At 60.3% G+C, this 18021-nt stretch carries 14 protein-coding genes; 6 read left to right on the top strand and 8 right to left on the bottom strand.

Annotation, left to right across the window (positions count from 1 at the left end):
- Positions 1–25: 25 nt before the first annotated feature.
- From queA to BN5935_RS05660, 5 genes are all read left to right on the top strand, one after another.
- Complete coding sequence (queA, locus tag BN5935_RS05680; protein ID WP_064975267.1) at positions 26–1075, top strand: tRNA preQ1(34) S-adenosylmethionine ribosyltransferase-isomerase QueA; 1050 nt, start codon at positions 26–28, stop codon at positions 1073–1075.
- 129 nt (positions 1076–1204) lie between these two features.
- The gene (locus BN5935_RS05675; protein ID WP_064975266.1) at positions 1205–2011 is read left to right on the top strand and encodes a glycogen/starch synthase; all 807 of its coding nucleotides are present in this window, start codon (positions 1205–1207) and stop codon (positions 2009–2011) included.
- Positions 1995–3683 carry a DUF4270 domain-containing protein gene (locus BN5935_RS05670; RefSeq protein WP_064975265.1) on the top strand — a complete coding sequence of 563 codons (1689 nt, stop codon included), beginning with the start codon at positions 1995–1997 and terminating at the stop codon, positions 3681–3683. The genes BN5935_RS05675 and BN5935_RS05670 overlap by 17 nt, the downstream gene beginning before the upstream one ends.
- 78 nt (positions 3684–3761) lie before the next feature.
- Entirely contained in the window at positions 3762–6059 is a 2298-nt protein-coding gene (topA, locus tag BN5935_RS05665) for a type I DNA topoisomerase (RefSeq protein ID WP_064975264.1), read from the top strand.
- A gap of 16 nt (positions 6060–6075) precedes the next feature.
- The gene (locus tag BN5935_RS05660) at positions 6076–7284 is read left to right on the top strand and encodes a C1 family peptidase (protein WP_064975263.1); all 1209 of its coding nucleotides are present in this window, start codon (positions 6076–6078) and stop codon (positions 7282–7284) included.
- A gap of 71 nt (positions 7285–7355) precedes the next feature.
- Here the strand turns inward: BN5935_RS05660 and BN5935_RS05655 are convergent, their stop codons facing one another.
- Positions 7356–7997, bottom strand: a complete 642-nt coding sequence (locus BN5935_RS05655; protein WP_064975262.1) for a pentapeptide repeat-containing protein — start codon at positions 7995–7997, stop codon at positions 7356–7358.
- 136 nt (positions 7998–8133) lie between these two features.
- Here BN5935_RS05655 and BN5935_RS05650 point away from each other — a divergent pair, with 136 nt between their 5' ends.
- Positions 8134–9549, top strand: coding sequence for a BamA/TamA family outer membrane protein (locus BN5935_RS05650; protein ID WP_064975261.1), 1416 nt, complete (start codon positions 8134–8136; stop codon positions 9547–9549).
- Here BN5935_RS05650 and BN5935_RS05645 read toward each other — a convergent pair.
- The 7 genes from BN5935_RS05645 to murG form a co-directional block, all read right to left on the bottom strand.
- Positions 9546–10112: a 4'-phosphopantetheinyl transferase family protein gene (locus tag BN5935_RS05645; RefSeq protein ID WP_064975260.1), complete on the bottom strand. Its 567-nt coding sequence runs from the start codon at positions 10110–10112 to the stop codon at positions 9546–9548. The genes BN5935_RS05650 and BN5935_RS05645 overlap by 4 nt on opposite strands.
- Positions 10109–11389 carry a gliding motility-associated protein GldE gene (gene gldE / locus BN5935_RS05640; RefSeq protein WP_064975259.1) on the bottom strand — a complete coding sequence of 427 codons (1281 nt, stop codon included), beginning with the start codon at positions 11387–11389 and terminating at the stop codon, positions 10109–10111. The genes BN5935_RS05645 and gldE overlap by 4 nt, the downstream gene beginning before the upstream one ends.
- A gap of 16 nt (positions 11390–11405) precedes the next feature.
- A complete protein-coding gene (gene ftsZ / locus BN5935_RS05635) occupies positions 11406–12731 on the bottom strand; it encodes a cell division protein FtsZ (RefSeq protein WP_064975258.1) in 1326 nt (441 codons plus the stop codon).
- A gap of 194 nt (positions 12732–12925) precedes the next feature.
- Positions 12926–14413 (bottom strand): cell division protein FtsA, encoded by a 1488-nt coding sequence (gene ftsA / locus BN5935_RS05630; RefSeq protein ID WP_064975257.1) that lies wholly within the window; start codon positions 14411–14413, stop codon positions 12926–12928.
- A gap of 14 nt (positions 14414–14427) precedes the next feature.
- Positions 14428–15528, bottom strand: a complete 1101-nt coding sequence (locus BN5935_RS05625) for a cell division protein FtsQ/DivIB (protein ID WP_064975256.1) — start codon at positions 15526–15528, stop codon at positions 14428–14430.
- A gap of 3 nt (positions 15529–15531) precedes the next feature.
- Positions 15532–16914, bottom strand: coding sequence for a UDP-N-acetylmuramate--L-alanine ligase (murC, locus tag BN5935_RS05620; protein WP_064975255.1), 1383 nt, complete (start codon positions 16912–16914; stop codon positions 15532–15534).
- Entirely contained in the window at positions 16914–18014 is a 1101-nt protein-coding gene (gene murG / locus BN5935_RS05615) for an undecaprenyldiphospho-muramoylpentapeptide beta-N-acetylglucosaminyltransferase (RefSeq protein WP_064975254.1), read from the bottom strand. The genes murC and murG overlap by 1 nt, the downstream gene beginning before the upstream one ends.
- Between the last annotated feature and the right edge of the window lie 7 nt (positions 18015–18021).

Genomic DNA, 18021 nt, shown 5'->3' with positions numbered 1-18021 from the left:
TCAAACGTAAAAAGAGCGTTCATCTATGAAATTATCGCAATACGGGTACGACTTTTCACCCGAAATGCTGGCCAAATACCCGGCCGACAACCGCGACGAATCCCGGCTGATGGTCATCAACCGCGCCAAGGGCACCATCGAACACCGCATTTTCAAAGACATCATCGAGTATTTCGACGAAAAGGACCTGTTCGTCTTCAACGATACGAAAGTTTTCCCGGCACGTCTCTACGGCAACAAGGAGAAGACCGGCGCCGAGATCGAAATCTTTCTGCTGCGTGAGCTGAACCGTGAACTGCGACTGTGGGACGTATTGGTGGACCCGGCGCGCAAAATCCGCATCGGCAACAAGCTCTATTTCGGCGACGACGACCTGCTGGTGGCCGAGGTGATCGACAACACCACCTCGCGCGGCCGCACGCTGCGGTTCCTCTTCGACGGCTCCTACGAGGAGTTCAAGCAGACGCTCTTCGCGCTGGGCGAAACGCCCCTGCCCAAATGGGTGCGCGAAAAGGTCGAGCCCGAAGATGCCGAGCGTTATCAGACGATCTTCGCCGACAAGGAGGGCGCCGTGGCGGCTCCGACGGCCGGCATGCACTTCTCGAAGCACCTGATGAAACGCATGGAGATCAAGGGTGTCGACAAGACGTTCGTGACGCTCCATGTGGGGTTGGGCAACTTCCGCACGGTGGACGTCGAGGACCTCTCGAAGCACAAGATGGACTCCGAACAGTTCTTCGTTACGGACGAGGCCGCCGACGCGGTAAACGGCGCCAAGAACGCCGGACGCAAGGTCGTGGCCATCGGCACGACGGTCATGCGCACGGTCGAAACCGCCGTCTCGACCAACGGACTGATCAAGCCCATGGAGGGGTGGACCAACAAGTTCATCTTCGCCCCCTACGAGTTCACGGTGGCCGACGCCATGGTGACCAACCTCCACCTGCCCTACTCCACGCAACTGATGATGGTGGCGGCATTCGGCGGGTATGAAACCGTGATGAATGCCTACAAGATAGCCAAGGAGGAAGGGTACCGTTTCGGCACATACGGGGACGCAATGCTGATTCTTTAAAAAATTTTCACTATCTTTACGGGGTAAAAGCGACCCCGTGAAGATAGGATGCACCTCGGCAGAATCCGAATAAATTTGGTTCTGCACTCGGTTTTCACTATCTTTGCAAGTATAAACCCCCTTTAAAACATGGCAAGCAAGATTCTGTACGTCTGTCAGGAAATCACCCCCTATCTTCCCGAAACGGAGGGTTCCCGGCTTTGCCGTGCACTGACGCAGGCAATGCAGGAACACGGGAACGAAATCCGCACCTTCATGCCCCGCTACGGCTGTATCAACGAGCGCAGGCACCAACTGCACGAAGTCATCCGCCTTTCGGGTATGAACCTCATCATCGACGACAACGACCACCAACTGATTATCAAGGTGGCCTCGATCCCGGCAGCACGCGTACAGATTTATTTCATCGACAACGACGACTACTTCTCGCGCAAGGCCGTACTGGCCGACGACGCGGGCAACTACTTCCCGGACAACGACGAACGGGCCATCTTCTTCGCCCGCGGCGTGTTGGAAACGGTCAAGAAACTGCGCTGGACACCCACCGTCGTGCATTGCCACGGGTGGTTCACGGCCGTGGTCCCCGTCTACCTGAAGCGGGTTTTCGCCGACGATCCGATTTTCCGCGACGTCAAGGTCGTGGTGTCGCTCTACGGCGACGGATTCCCCGGGGAGCTCGATTCGGGATTCGGCGCGAAGATCGCCGGCGAAGGGGTCAAAGACAAAAATCTTGCGATTCTCGACGCCCCGTCATACGAAAACACCTGCCGTTTCGTTATGGAATATGCCGACGGTGTGGTGGTGGCTTCTGCGGATGTCGACCCCAAGGTGCTCGACATGGCCCGCGCAAGCGGAAAGCCGATGCTCGAATACCAGTCACCCGAAGCGGAGGACTTTTTCGATAATTACAACCGATTCTATGAAGCAATTCAATAATTTCCGCCGCAAGCTGCTCCCGGTCGCAGCACTGGCCGCCGCAATCGCGGCGGTATTCGCGGGCTGCACCAAGGTAGACGATACGCTGGGCGGAAACCTCATTCCGGACAATCAGCAGATGAAGGCCGGATACGTCGAACTGCTCGGCGAAGGGCTGAATCCCCGGAAATACGTCGAAACGCGGCTGTTCCAGAGCGACTCGCTGATCGGCTCGAACATCTCCTACGGCTATTTCGGAACCTGCATCAACGACACGCTCGGCGAGCGCAAGGCCGGATTCCTCTCTCAGATGATCAACTATTACAAAGTCGATTCGGGCTATTTCGGATACATGCCGATCTTCGACTCGGCGCAGATCATGCTCAAGATCACCAGCATAGGCCGCGACTCGCTGACCGAACAGACCTTTGCCGTCTACGAGATCATCAGCAACGACTACATCGACAAAAAGGCGTCGAACGACACGACTTTCTATATCAATTTCAATCCGCAAAACCCCAACGGGGACGGTTCCGCCGAAAAGGTTTACGACGAAAGCAAACCGCTCTTCCGGTTCAAGCTCGGCGGTGAAGGGACAACCCCTTCGACCGCTACGAGCATCACGCTGGAGCCGACCCCCGAAGGTGAGGATTACATCAAACGCCTGATGCTCCAGAAAGAAGGCGAGAAATATTATGGAGATTACTCGATCTACAGCCCCGACAGCCTCGAATACTGGGTCAAGGAGTTCAAGGGACTTTATATCGGTCCCGACCCGAAGAACCCGATTCAGCAGGACGGCACCAAGGAGAAGGGTACGATCTTCGCAACGTCGCTCGACTACTCGGGACTGGCGGTCTTCGGCCGTAACCGTGTGAAGGATGATCCCACGCTGATAAAGGACACGATCGGCATGGTCTACTATTTCTACGAATCCGGCACCGAATTCGGCAATGTCTCGGTGAACACCATCACCCATAACTATGACGCAGCCACTTCGGCCGCGAAGATCGACATCACCAAAGCCCGCGAGGTCAATCCCGACGGAAGCATCAACGAAAACCGGGAACCGAATCCCCGCATCTATGTCGAAGGCATGGGCGGCGTGGTGACCGAGATGACCTTCACCCCGGAGTTCTTCGCAAGGATGGAAGAGGAGATCGCCGAGGGCAACAAAGACGGCAAAGATTTCAAGACACTGGCATTCAGTCAGGTGCGCATGTCGATCTATTTCGATGACAGCGAATATGACTGGGAAAAGCTTAACCCGGTTAATCTGACGAGAATGATCGACGAAATGAATGCATTCCCGAGCCGGCTGGGCATGTATACCAATTTCAAAAAGCTGACGCCGATCTCGGACTACGCCTACACATACGAGCAGAATTACAACACGACGCTCTCCTACGGCGGCAAGATCAACCGCAGCCGCGGATGTTATGTGATGGACATCACGGGCTACATGCAGCAGTTGTGGAACAGTTACAACAAGGCCAAGGAGGCCGCGGGCGGCGTAGCCGACGACATCGACTGGGACAAAGTCACGAACCGCACGGTCTATATCGGTCCCGAGGCGTACAGCCTTTACTCCTCGTCGTTCGGCGTATTGCAGGGCATGGCGACCGACAGTTCGGAACCCGTCGTGAACAACGCCCCGATCCGCTTCGACCTGACATATAACCTGATTAAATAAACGACAGAGAAATGCTCATGCGGAACCTAAGTGTAATGCTTAGGTTTTCGCATTTCTGAAAAGCCATCAAAAAACGCAATGCAGGAAAACTTAGTTATCGTAGAGTCCCCCGCCAAGGCCAAGACCATCGAGAAATTCCTCGGCAAGGACTTCATCGTCAAATCGAGCTTCGGCCATATCCGGGACCTCGCCAAAAAGGACCTCGGCATCAACATCACCGAAGGGTTCAAGCCCGTCTACGAGATCCCGAGCGACAAGAAAAAAGTGGTCGACGAACTCACGAAATTGGCCAAATCGAAAACCGTGTGGCTGGCGTCCGATGAGGACCGCGAAGGAGAAGCCATCGCATGGCACCTCACCGAAGTGTTGGGGCTCCCCGTCGACCAGACCAAGCGCATCGTCTTCCACGAGATCACCAAGCGGGCGATTCTGGAGGCCATCGAGAAACCGCGCACGGTCAATATGGACTTGGTAAACGCCCAGCAGGCGCGCCGCATACTCGACCGGCTGGTCGGTTTCGAGCTCTCGCCCGTGCTGTGGAAAAAGGTGCGTCCGTCGCTCTCGGCAGGGCGCGTGCAGTCGGTGGCCGTGCGGCTGATCGTCGAGCGCGAACGCGAGATCATCGCTTTCCGTTCGGCCGCCTATTTCCGCGTCGTGGCGCAGTTCCACGCCGCCGGCGATCCCGAAAAAACGCTCTTCAAGGCCGAACTCGGATCGCGTTTCGAAACTGCTGCACAGGCCGAGGAGTTTTTGAAAAGCTGCATCGGTGCAACTTTCACGGTGGCCAAATCCGAAGAGAAACCCGCGCAACGCTACCCTGCGCCGCCGTTCACCACCTCGACGCTCCAGCAGGAGGCAGGCCGCAAACTGGGCATGTCCGTTTCGCAGACGATGTCCGTGGCGCAGCACCTCTACGAACAGGGTCTCATCACCTACATGCGTACCGACTCGGTGAACCTCTCGCAGCAGGCGCTGGCCCAGTGCAAGGAGGAGATCACGAAGCTCTACGGCGAGAAATACTCCCGCTGGTTCAACTATAAGACCAAGACCAAAGGCGCGCAGGAGGCCCACGAGGCCATCCGCCCGTCGTACATCGAGCGGCAGTCGATCGAGGGCACGCCCGCCGAGAAGAAGCTCTACGACCTGATCTGGAAGCGTACGGTCGCTTCGCAGATGGTCTGCGCCGAGCTGGACCGCACGACGATCACAATCGACATGTCGGGTTCTTCGAACCAGTTCGTGGCACAGGGCGAAGTGGTCCGTTTCGACGGCTTCCTGCGCCTCTACTCCGAATCGACGGACGACGACCAGACTGCCGAAAGCGGCGAGGGACTGCTACCGAAACTGGCGGCCGGCGACCGGGTGCTCCCGGCGCAGATCACCGCCACGGAGCGTTTCACATCGGCTCCGGCCCGCTACAACGAGGCATCGCTCGTCAAGCGGCTGGAGGAGCTGGGCATCGGACGTCCTTCGACCTATGCCCCGACCATCACCACGATCATCAACCGCGGCTACGTCGTCAAGCAGAACAAGGACGGACAGAAGCGCAACTATGTGCAGTTCACACTCACCGGCGACAAGATCGCCGAGAAAAACCTCTCGGAGAACTACGGCAAGGAGAAGAACCGCCTCTCGCCGACGGACATCGGCATGGTGGTGAACGACTATCTGGAGGAGCAGTTCGGCCCGATCATCGACTACAACTTCACGGCCAACGTCGAGAAGGAGTTTGACCGCATCGCCGAGGGCGACATCACATGGGAGAAGATGATCGACGGATTCTACGGTCCCTTCCACAAGATGGTCGATTCGGCCATCGCGACCCAGAACCCCAAGACGCGCGAGGTGCGCATTCTGGGCAACGACCCCAAGACGGGCCATGTCGTGAAGGCCCGCATCGGCCGTTACGGCCCGATGGTCGAGATCGAAGGCAACGAGGGCGAGAAAGGACGTTTCGCGTCACTCAAGAAGGGCCAACTGATCGAGTCGATCACGCTCGAGGAGGCGCTGGAGCTCTTCGCCCTGCCCCGCGACCTCGGACAGTTGGACGGCGAGGAACTGACCGTCGGCATCGGCAAATACGGTCCCTATGTCCGCTACGGAAAGTCGTTCGCCTCGCTGGCCAAGACCGACGATCCCTATACAATCACCTATGACCGGGCCGTGGAAGTCGTGCGCGCACATCAGACGGCTGCCGTGGCTGCCAATACCCCGCTCAAGAGCTTCCCGGAGGACCCCGACATGCTGGTGAAGAACGGCCGTTACGGCGCCTACATCGCCTACAAGGGCAAGAACTACCGCCTGCCGAAGGGTGCCAAACCCGAGGAACTGACTCTCGACGAATGCCTGAAAATCGTCGCCGGATCGAAGAAATAACAAAAAACGCCATACGATGAAAAACCTCATTTTCACCGCACTCGCGCTCTGCTCCGCATTCGGGGCAGCCGCGCAAACACCCGATACGGCCGCCGTCAAAGGCTACCGATTCACCGACGTCAAGGTCCTGCCCGTCACCTCGGTCAAGGACCAGAGTCGCAGCGGCACCTGCTGGTGCTATTCGACCCTCTCGTTCCTCGAGAGTGAAATCCTCCGCGCGGGAGGTCCCGCCATGGACCTTTCGGAGATGTGGATCGTGCGTAACATCTACTTCGAAAAGGCCGTGAAATACGTCCGGCTCCACGGTTCGCTGAACCTCGCCGTCGGCGGTCAGGCCCACGATGTGATCGGGGGCATCCAGCACTACGGCATCGTCCCCGAGGAGGTCTATCCGGGGCTGAACTACGGTTATGACAAACCCAACTTCGACGAAATCGACGCCGTGATCAAGGCTTATGCCGACGCGGTGATCAAAGCCGGCGAAAAGCGCAGTGACAGCCGCCTCACGACGGCATGGCAGGCCGGGCTGAACGGCATTCTCGACGCCTATTTCGGCGCGATGCCCGCGAAATTCACCTACGACGGCAAGGAGTACACCCCCGCCTCTTTCGCCGCCTCGCTGCCGATCGACCTCGACGACTACATCGAGTTCTCCTCGTTCACCCACCACCCGTTCTACACGGAGTTCGCCATGGAGGTCCCCGACAACTGGAACTGGGACAAGGTGTGGAACGTCCCCTTGGACGAATTCATGCAAATCATCGACAACTCGCTGGAGAAGGGTTACACCATCGCATGGGGTACGGACGTCAGCGAAAAGGGCTTCAGCCGCACCAAGGGGCTGGGCATCATTCCCGAGGCAGACACCGAAGGTATGGAGGGCACCGAGGCCGAGAAATGGGGCAAACTCACCCAAAAGGAGAAGGACGCCGCACTCTACACGTTCGAGAAGCCCGGCAAGGAGCGCACCATCACGCAGGAGCTCCGTCAGGAGGGATACGACAATTACGAGACCACCGACGACCACGGCATGCAGATCGTGGGCACGGCCGTCGACCAGAACGGCACGCCCTACTACAAGGTCAAGAATTCGTGGGCTCTGGCCGGACCTTACGAGGGCTACTGGTACTTCTCGCGTCCGTTCGTCGCCTACAAGACGATGACCGTGCTGGTCAACAGGAACGCCGTACCCAAAGAGATACTCAAAAAGATCGGACTCAAATAAAAGAGTCTGCCACTAAAAGCAGCAGCCCGGGCTTCCGTCGAAGTCCGGGCTGTGCATTTATCGGAACTGGCTCACTCCTCGATCTCGACGCCCAGCAGACGGGCCAGTTCGGCGGCCTGCAGGACACTTATCTTCACGCCTTTCAGTTCGAAGGAGTCGATCTCGCGGACGCGGATTCCGCGGATGTCCGAGTCGGCGAACGACACACCCCTCAGGCGCGTCCCGAAGAACTCGGCCATCGCCAGTTCGCACTGCGAGAACTCCACGCGTTCGAAGCGGCAGTCGCCGAAAGCCGCGCTGCGCATCCGGCATCCGCCAAAGCGCACCGTGCGCAGGCGCGAAAAGGCGAAATTGGCAAATTCGCCCTTGCAGCGGTCGAACAGCAGGTGATTCAGGGTCGTCTCGGCAAGGTTGGTCCCCGTCAGCTTGCAATCGGCAAACTCCGCGCGGTGGAAACTGCATCCCTGCAAATCGGCGTTCGAAAAGTCGCAGTTGCGGAAAATGACGTCCGAGAACTGCGAATGCCCGAGTACGCTTCCCGCAAAGACGCAGCCGGTGAAACGGCAGCCCTGCACCGAGAGGTGCTCGCGGACGAGCGCACCGAAATCGGCGCCGCGAAACGCAGCGTCGACGATCTCTTCGTCGAGGTGCATCCGGGCGGGATCGGCAGCCGTTTCGGGCTCGGGAAGCAGTTGCGGTCGGGCGATTTCCATAAACGAAGATTGTTTGAATTACTACAAAGGTAGGAATTTTTCCCGGATTGGTTGCCACTTTCAGGGGTTCCGATTGTTCATTTTGCACAACCGGAAAATAGAATTATCTTTGTACTCGGCTCCTACCTCAAAGTCAATGAAAAAGATCATCATACTCCTTTCCGCGGCACTGCTGACTGCCGGTTCGGCATCCGCCCAAAGCCCGGACGACTCCCCGAAAGAGAATTTCCCCTCGACCGAAACGACCCTTTCGCAGATCGGGCAGGCCGAGGCACATCCGAACGCCAAACACGTCCGGGCGGCCGATACATCGGCCCTCACCGCCCCGGTGAAACGCCCGGGACTCATCCGCCGCATCATCGACTATTACAGCCGCTCGAACGTCGACCGAACTTTCGAAAAAAAGATCGACTGGAGCATCGCCCCCGGCCCCAACTACTCGTCGGATGTCGGATTCGGCATCGGCTTCCTGCTGGCGGGCCTCTACCGGCTCGACCGCACCGACTCGGTGACCGCACCGTCGAACATTTCGATCTACGGCAACTTCACGACCGAGAAATTCGTGCTGCTGCGCTTCTCCGGCGACAACATCTACAACAAGAACAAACAGCGGCTGAGCTACTCGGGGGCCTTCGTCTACTTCCCCGGAGCCTTCTACGGCGTGGGCTATCAGGCCGGCAAGGAGGGTTACGCGCAGGACCTCACCACCACGATGGGTGCCTTCCGCATCTCCTACTGCACGTCGCTCGCCGGTCGTTTCTACATCGGCGTGAGCGGCGGCATCGACTACTCCGGAGCCAAATACAAGAGTTCCGGCATGGTCGAGTACATGCAGCGGATCGACAACGGCGAGGTCCAGAAACCCGGCGGACAGATCGGCGAGATGTACGACCTCTGGAAAGACGGCAAGCGCTACGACCCCGAAAAGCAGGACCCTTTCTCGAACTTCATCGCCACGACGGGCGACAAGCCCAATGCCTTCAACACCAGCATCGGCCTCTTCGCCCAATACGATACGCGTGACGTGACATTCAACGCCTCGAAAGGCGTCTTCATCAAGGCCGAGGCCAAATGGTATCCCGAATGGCTGGGCAACACCCGCCGCACGTTCGGACGCTTCACGCTGACGTTCGATTTCTACCAGAAACTCTGGAAAGGGGCCGTACTGGCCTACGACCTCTACGCCGACGGCACGGCCGGAACCCCGTCGTGGCACATGTACGCCAAGATGGGCGGCATGGAGCGCATGCGCGGCTACTACGAGGGGCGTTACCGGGATAAACGATTGGTAGAGACGCAGATCGAACTGCGGCAGAAGATTTACCGCCGCCACGGCATCGTGGGATGGATCGGCGGCGGACAGGTCTGGGGCACGGAGAAATTCCGCTGGGGCAATACGCTGTGCAGCTTCGGATGCGGCTACCGCTTCGAGTTCAAGAACCGCATGAACATCCGCCTCGACTACGGATGGGGCAACTTCGGCAACCAGAACCTGCCGTGGGACCGCAAGCGCTCCTCGGCATTCCTCTTCACCGCTTCGGAGGCATTCTAAAGAATATAGACGATGATAAAGCCGTCTTCACGGCGCACGGAGAGCTCCACGGGCTCTCCGTTTTCGATCCGGCCCGTCAGCCTGCCCGCCGCGAGGTCCGCACGCTCGATGCGGAGATCCTGCCGGAAATCCAGTTCCCGGCGCCCGGCGTATTTGTAAAGCGTCTCCTTGGCACACCAGACGATCCCCGGCCACAGCGGATCGTCGGAAAGGGCCCGTTCGGACGGGGTCATATAGCGGCTTTCGGCCCGGCTGAAATTGCGCGACGCCGGTTCGATATCCACGGCACAGCGTTCCGGAGAGATGCAGAGGGCGATGCGGCCGGCACAATGCGCGACCGAAATGCAGCAGTCCGAGCCTGTCAGCACGGGAGCCCCCACGGCATCGTAGCCGATCCGCACATCCGCCCCCAGCTCGCGCCGCACAATGGCCCGCCAGCCGAGGAACTCCGCACGGCGGCGCTCCGAGCCGAACGCCGCAGCTTCGGTACGCTCTTCGGGCGTCGTCCACCGGGCCGCCTCGCCGGCAGTCATCGGCGGCTCGACCAGCAGTTTCCGGATCATTGGATGTCGATGCGGATTTTGTCGATGCGGTGCCCATCCATCCCCTGCACCGTAAAACGGATGTCGTGCGAGGTGAACACGTCGCCTTTGCGCGGGAAGTCGCGTTTGAGTTCGAGCATCAGCCCCGCCAAGGTCTCGGCTTCGCCCCGCACGTCGGCGAAGGTGTCTTCGCCCAAACCGAGAATGCGTTCGAAATCCCCGAGGTGGGTCTTGCCCTCGAAAACATAACACTTGGGATTGAGGCATGTATAGAACGATTCGTCGTTGTCGCTCTCGTCGGAAATTTCGCCCACGATCTCCTCGATGATGTCCTCCAGCGAAACCAGTCCCAGCGTCGAGCCGTATTCGTCGACGACGATGGCCATGTGGACCTTGTTCGACTGGAAATCGGCCAGCAGGTCGTTGATCTTCTTGTGCTCGGGGACGAAATAGGGTTTGCGGACCAACTGCTGCCACACGAAATCGCTGCCGTTGTTGATGTAGGGCAGCAGGTCCTTGACGTAGAGCGTGCCGCGGATGTTGTCGATATCCTCCTCGTAGACCGGAATGCGCGAAAAGCCCGATTCGATAATCGTCTTTTTGACCGTCTCGTAGTCGTCCGTGGCATCGAGCGCCGTGATGTCCACACGGGGTTTCATGATCTCCTGCACCTCGGTATTGACGAAGTTGACGATTCCCGACAGCATCACATGCTCCTCGGGACTCGAACTTTGAGTCATGTCCACGGCGTCGGCCAGTTCGTCGAGCGATATCTCGCTCTTGTGGGCGGCCTTTTCGCTGATGCGGCTGCTCGTGCGGACCAGCACATACGACAGCGGGTAGAAAATCCACCGCAGCAGCACGAGGGGCCGGGCCACCATCGAGGCGAAGCGCACGGGAATGGTCTGCGCCAGCACCTTGGGCAGTATCTCGCCGAAGAGCAACAGCAGGAAGGTCACCAGCACGGTCTTGAACAGGAACTCGAAACGCAGGAACGTGAACAGCGAGTCGATGATATTGGCCGTGAGGATGACGATGCATATGTTGACCAGATTGTTGACCACCAGAATCGTCGCCAGCAGCAGGTCGACATCGGTCAGCAGGCGTAGCACGGCGGCGGCCGACGTGCTCCTGCTGTTCTGCAGGCGGCGGATATCGTTGTGCGAAAGGGAGAAAAACGAAGTCTCGGCACCCGAAACGAGCGCCGAAACACACAGCAGGCAGAACGTCACCGCGCACAGCACGGCGATATGGGCTTCGAACCCGTTGAATGCGATCCAAGAATGAGCTTCTTCCAAACTGACAGTCATTTGGTTAATCGAACAGCGAGCCGCCCTGCGTCTCCTCCTTCGGGGCCTGAGCCTCCGCCGCGTCGTCTTTCAGCACCTCTTTGCGGCCGCCGGGCATCTGCACGACGAACTTCGAGTTGCGCGACTGGTAGGCGGGTTTGGCCAGCAGGGTCTCGATATTACTGTAACGGGTCGGCTTGGCCCCGAGCATCACCTGCTCGGGCTGGCGCTGCGCGACCTTGGGAGGCACGGGCTTGATCGGCTCCAGCACGGGAGCCGCGGCAGGCTCCTTGGCGATGGGTTCGACGATATGGGCCGGGGGAATGATCTGCTTCATCACGCCGGGCTGTGCGTCGCCCTCGAATCCCGTGGCGACCACCACCAGCTCGATGAAATTGCCCAACTGCGGCTTCTCGCTCGTACCCCAGATGATGTTGGCATTGTGGATCACGCCGTGGTCGTCCTGTACGCTGGCGTGGGCCTGAATGTACTCCAGAATCCGCACCACCTCCTCGTACATCAGGGCATCGGCGTCCGATACCGAGATGTTCAGCAGAATGTTCTTGGCTCCCGAGATCAGGTTGTGGTCCAGCAACGGCGAACGCAGCGACGCCTCGGCGACAGCTTCGGCGCGGTTGTCGCCGTCGGCCGTAGCGACGGCCATGTGGGCCCGGCCGCTGTTGCGCATGACCTTCGAGACATCGGCGAAGTCGACGTTCACCAGATCGCTCTCGACGGTGATGATCTCGGCAATGCCCTTGGCCGCCGAGGCCAGAATGTCGTCGGCCTTGCCGAAAGCCTGTTTGAGCGAAAGACGCCCGTAAATCTCCAGAATGTTCTCGTTGTTGATAATCAGCAGCGAATCGGTATTTTGGCGCAGCTCCTCGATACCCCGGAAAGCCTGCTCGTAGCGTATCTTGCCCTCGACGGCCAGCGGCGAGGTGACGATGGCCACCGTCAGCAGTCCCATCTCCTTGGCCAGTTTGGCAATGACGGGCGAAGCGCCCGTACCCGTGCCGCCGCCCATACCGGCCGTGATGAAGAGCATCTTCGTGCCGGCCTCCTCGAGCACCTGACGGATCTCGGGCAGCGACTCGACGGCCGCGCGACGCCCGTTCTCGGGGTCGTTGCCGGCTCCGAGGCCCTCGGCCCCGAGGCGTATCTTCTGCTCAACGGGGCTCTTATCGAGCGCCTGCTGGTCGGTGTTGCAGACCATGAACGTAACCCCTCTGATGCCGAGATTCCACATGTGGTTCACGGCATTGCCCCCGGCTCCGCCGACACCGACCACCGTAATGATCGAGCCGTTCGTGCGCGGGGCCTTGATTTCCGACATCAATTCGTCTGTCATATCTCGTTTTCTTTTTCTTTAATTACACATGCGCTCCAAAGCGCCCTTTCCGCCGCTTGCGGCGGACATAAGCCCCTCCCCGAGGGAGGGGTTTGGGGTGGGGTCGGATTTGCAAACGCGGCTTTGCCGCGAGGCCACCGCCGACACTCCCCGGAAAACGGTAAACCGTTGCTTGCGCGTTCCTCTTTGCTAAACTATATCTCTTCGTCTTCGGCGGCCGAGAAACCCTTGTTGATCTTGTCGATCGCACTCATGACGATCGACCCGAAACCGCGCTTGCGCTTGGGTTCGGGCACCGACAGCGGCTCGTCCTCCCGCGGTGCTTCCGGATGTCCAACGGTCTCGTCCTCCGGCTCCGGCACAGGCTGCGCTGCGGGTTTCGCAGGCGCGGCATAGGGCTGGGCCACACGCGGCTGCGGAGCCTTGAATCCGCCCGCTACGGGCTGAGCCGGAGGTATGAAGCCCGGACGCTGTCCGGCTCCCGGTGCTGCGGCAGATGCGGGGGGCGCAGGCCGTTCGACAACGGCGCATCCGCCCTGCTCGGCACCCTTCAGCAGGATACCCACAGCCGTCGAATAGGCCGGATCGGCGACCTTCTCCTTCGACTCCTCGGTGATGCCCGCTTCGGGAAGGGCGACGCGCACGTCCATGCCCGTCACCCGGCGGAACAATTCGTCGAGGTCCTTCAATTTCGCCGAACCGCCCGTCAGCACGATGCCGTAGGCCAGTTTCCCGGCGTAACCCGAATCCTTGATCTCCTGCTGGACGAACTCGGCGATGTCCGTAGCGCGGGCCTCGACCACCGTCGCCAGATTGCGCAGCAGGATATCTTTCGCCTCGCGGGCCGTGCGGCCGTTGACGCGGATCAGTTTATCCTCGGGGGCCAGTTCGGCAACCGCCGAACCGTATTTCTGCTTGAGGCTCTCGACGTGTTTCTCGGGAACGCTCATCGTGCGGATATCGCGGTTGATGGCCGAGGCGCCGATCGGGATCGAGGCGATGTAGCGCACCACGTTGCGGTAATAGACCGTCACGTCGGTAACGCCGCCGCCGATGTCGACCACGGCTACACCCTCCTCCTTCTCATCGGGCAGCAGCACCGCTTCGGGAACGGCCAGCGCGTCGGACACGACGCCCAGCATCTTGATACCAAGTCGTTTCAGCGCCATGTCGAGACGCTGCATCGGGGTTTTGAGGCAGAGGATGAAATTGAACGTCGACGAAAGTTTCTTGCCGAACGACCCCACGGGATTGCGGACCTCCTGACTGTCGTCCACCAGATAGTTCTGGGGCACGCGCTCCATGATGGTCTCATCGTCGGGAGCCTGCACGTTGCGCATGCGGTCGAACAGCGCATCGACGTCCTTCTGGTTGACGCCGTTCTGGGGATCGTAGACGAAGACATGGTCGGTGTGGCGCGCACAGCGCACGAAATCGCCCGAAATACCGGCGTAAGCCTCCGTAATGCGGATTCCGAGCTGCTGCTCGGCTTCCGACACGGCCTCGCGGATGGCGCGGCTCACCAGCTCGATGTTCTCGATCCGGCCCGCATTGACCCCCTCGACGGGTTTCGAGACGACGCATGCGACGTCAACGGCGCCTTCGGGCGTCTTCTCGCCGACGGCCACCACGACCGACGAGCAGCCCAGATCGACGGCAACGGTATAATTCTTTCTTTCCACGGTATACTCTCCTTTTACTTCTTGCAGACCACCTGGTCGTTATATCTGATGTCTATAGTGCGGTATTCGTTCCAGCCGATCGACGGAAGTCCGCGGCGGTAGAACCGCTGCAACTTCCCGAACTTGCGTTCGACCTCCTCCAACCGGCCGAAGAGAATCGTAAAACGACCGCTGCGGGGCGTCAGTTCCACCTCCAATGCTCCGCTGGGGGTCGTGCGCGCTGCGATCTGCACCACTTCCGACCTCCAGAAATCGTCGTTCTCGACACTTTCCACAAAGGTAAGGAGTTTCATGAAATCTTCGTAGCTTTTCTCCAACTTTTTTTGCTTCGCCCGCTCGGCCTCCTGCCGTCCGGCGATCCGCTCGATCTCCTCGCGGATCACACGCGCCCGATAGCGGTAGCTGCGGCGCAGTTTGGCCTTCTTTTCGCGCAGCGCATCGACCCGCGCATCGAACTCCTTCGCCCCCTCCAGCCGCCACCACTGCCGCTTGATGCGCATGCGGCGCAGGGCCGAGATGTTGCGGTCGTTCTCCAGCTCGCGGCGGTAGAGGGGATACTTCTCCCGTTCGAGTTCAGCGATCCGGTTTTCGATCTCCTGCAACCGCTGGTCGATATGCTCCCGGACACTCCCCACATACGATGCCGGAAAAGGCGGGCGGTACGAACCGGTAACGACCGGGACGTAGAGCGACGAGGCGCGCGGGGCGGCGAAAACATACCCTTCGGGCGTCACATAGGCGTTCATGCCGTCGGTTAGCAGCCGCAGGAGGGGCTTGCGCTGGCTGATGGCGACGTGCATCACCCCGTCGTAGGAGACGTAGGCGACCACCTCGTCCACAAAGCCGTTGCGGGCGATCAAGTGTTCGATGCCCGCGAGGTCCACCGCATCGACGGCCGCGCCGAGCGTCTTGATCCCGCTGCGGGAGATCCATCCGCGGACCATCGCCGCCGAGACCAGATGCCCCTGCGAGGTGCTGTCCACGACCTCGATCTCCACGCTTGCTACCTTTTTCCCCACACGCGCACGCCGGGCCGATGCCCCCGCCCAGATGATATAGACGGCGACGGCGGCCCACATGAGACCCAGAAGCGTGTATCGGAGGTAGCGGTTCATCGTCTAACTTTTCATGCGGAGCTTTTCGGCAATGGCTTCGCAGCAGGCGTCGATATTGCCCGCCCCGAAGCTGATGACCACGTCCGTATCCATCGCGGCGACCTCGTCGGCCAGCCGGCCGCGCTCCACGATCCGGCAGGGGACTGCCACCCTGTCGGCGATGATCTCCGACGTAATGCCGGGAATCGGCTCCTCTCGCGCCGGATAGATCGGCAGCAACACCACCTCGTCGGCATGCGACAGCGCCTCGGCGAACTCTGCATACAAGTCGCGGGTGCGGGTGTAGAGGTGGGGCTGGAAAAGCGCCGTGATCCGCCGTCCGGGGAACATTCCGCGCACGGAGGTCAGCGTCGCCGCCAGTTCGCGCGGATGGTGGGCATAGTCGTCCATATAGACCTGTTTCGGAGTGTTCACATAGAACTCGAAACGCCGTTTGACGCCCGAGAACGATGCCAGCGCTTCGCGCAGTTTGTCCGCGTCCGGTTCCGTCCCCTCGGCCTGCGCGGCGCACCACACGGAGGCCACCGCCGCCACCGAATTTTCGATGTTGATCCACCCCGGGATGCCGAGCGTACACCCTTCGATCGCGCCGCCGGGCGTCACGATGTCATAGCGGTAATGGCCGCCCTCGAGCAACTGCACATTGCGGGCGTAGAAGTCGCACGGCACATCGTAGGAGTAGCGGTAGACGGTAATTTCCGGGTTGTCGACGACGATGTCGACCCCCTGCTTGATGATGAGGAATCCGTCGGGACGGATCTGCCGCACGAACTGCGAGAAGGCCTCCTTCACCGCCTCGTGGGTGCCGTAGATGTCGAGGTGGTCGGCATCGGCCGAGGTCACCACCGCCACGTCGGGATACAGCCGCAGGAACGAACGGTCGAACTCGTCGGCCTCGACCGCAAGGCGTTTTCCACCGCCCAACACCAGATTGCCCGCGAAATTCTTGGAGATGCCTCCCAGAAATGCCGAGCCGCCGCCCGTCAGGACACGGTTGAGCCACGCCACCATCGTCGAGGTGGTGGTCTTGCCGTGCGTACCCGCCACGGCCATCACATATTTGCCCTCGGCCAAGTGTCCCAGCATCTGCGACCGCTTCTCGATCCGGAATCCGTGCTCCGTGAAATAGCGGTATTCGCTGTGGTCCTGCGGCACGGCGGGGGGGTAGACCACCATCGTCTCCTTCGGGTCGAGGAACTCCCCGGGGATCAGCCGCACATCGTCCTCATAGTGGACTGCGGCGCCTTCGGCCTCGAGTTCTTCGGTGAGGGGCGAGCGGGTGCGGTCGTAACCGGCGACCCGGCGGCCTTCGTGGAGAAAATAGCGGGCCAAGGCGCTCATACCGATGCCGCCGATACCCAGAAAATAGACGTTCCGAAATTCCATTATTTCATTACTTTTATTATCTCATTCACAATATCTTCCGCGGCGTTCGGCCTGGCCAGCGACTCCAGATTGCGGCTCATCGAGGCCAGCGCCTCCTTGTCCGCCAGCAGCTCCATAGCCCGCGGCATCGCCTTCGTGCGGCTCTCGGCGTCGGCGACCACGACCGCGGCGCCCTTCGTCTCCAGCGCCCGGGCATTCTTGGTCTGATGGTCCTCGGCCACATTGGGCGAGGGCACGAACAGCACCGGTTTGGCCACGAGACACAGCTCCGAGACCGTCCCGGCACCGCTGCGCGACACCACCAGATCGGCCGCGGCATAGGCATAGTCCATGCGGTCGATGAAAGCCCCCTGCCAGACGTGCCGCGCCGGGTGTGCGGCCAGAAAAGCCTGCATTTCGCGCTCGTAGTATTTGCCCGTCTGCCAGATTACCTGCACGGGGGCCTCGCCGCCCGTCTGGACGATCCACGCCTTCATCATCTCGTTCAGCGACCGCGTGCCCAACGACCCGCCGACCACCAGAATCACCGGCAAGCCGGGCGTGAGGCCGTAATATTTCAGCGCCTCGGCGCGGTCGGCGCCCTCTTTCGAGAAGCGGCCCCGCAGAGGGTTGCCCGTCAGTGTGATCTTGCCCGCCGGAAAGAAGCGTTCCATCCCCTCATAGGCCGTGCAGATGCGTTTCGCACCCTTCGACAAAATCTTGTTCGTGACCCCCGCATAGGAGTTCTGCTCCTGAATCACCGTCGGCACGCCCATTCGCTGCGCGGCCCACAGCACCGGGGCGCTGGCGTAACCGCCGAACCCGACGACCGCATCGGCCCCGAATTCGCGGATGATCCGCTTCGCCATCCGGATGCTCTTCACAGCCTTGAACGGCACGGCAAGGTTGTGCCAGTCCAGCCGCCGCTGCAATCCCGCGATCGGCAGTCCCGCGATGCGGTAGCCCAGCGCCGGAACCTTCTCCATCTCCATCTTGCCCTCGGCACCGACGAAGAGGATATCGACCTCGTCGCCGAAACGCCGTTTCAGGGCCTCGGCGACCGCCACGGCGGGATAGATATGGCCGCCCGTGCCGCCGCCGGAAAGAATAATGCGTTTCATATTTTCA

It is taken from the genome of Alistipes provencensis (assembly GCF_900083545.1).
In the GTDB taxonomy this organism is placed as follows: domain Bacteria; phylum Bacteroidota; class Bacteroidia; order Bacteroidales; family Rikenellaceae; genus Alistipes; species Alistipes provencensis.
This window is presented reverse-complemented; position numbering and strand designations above follow the sequence as displayed.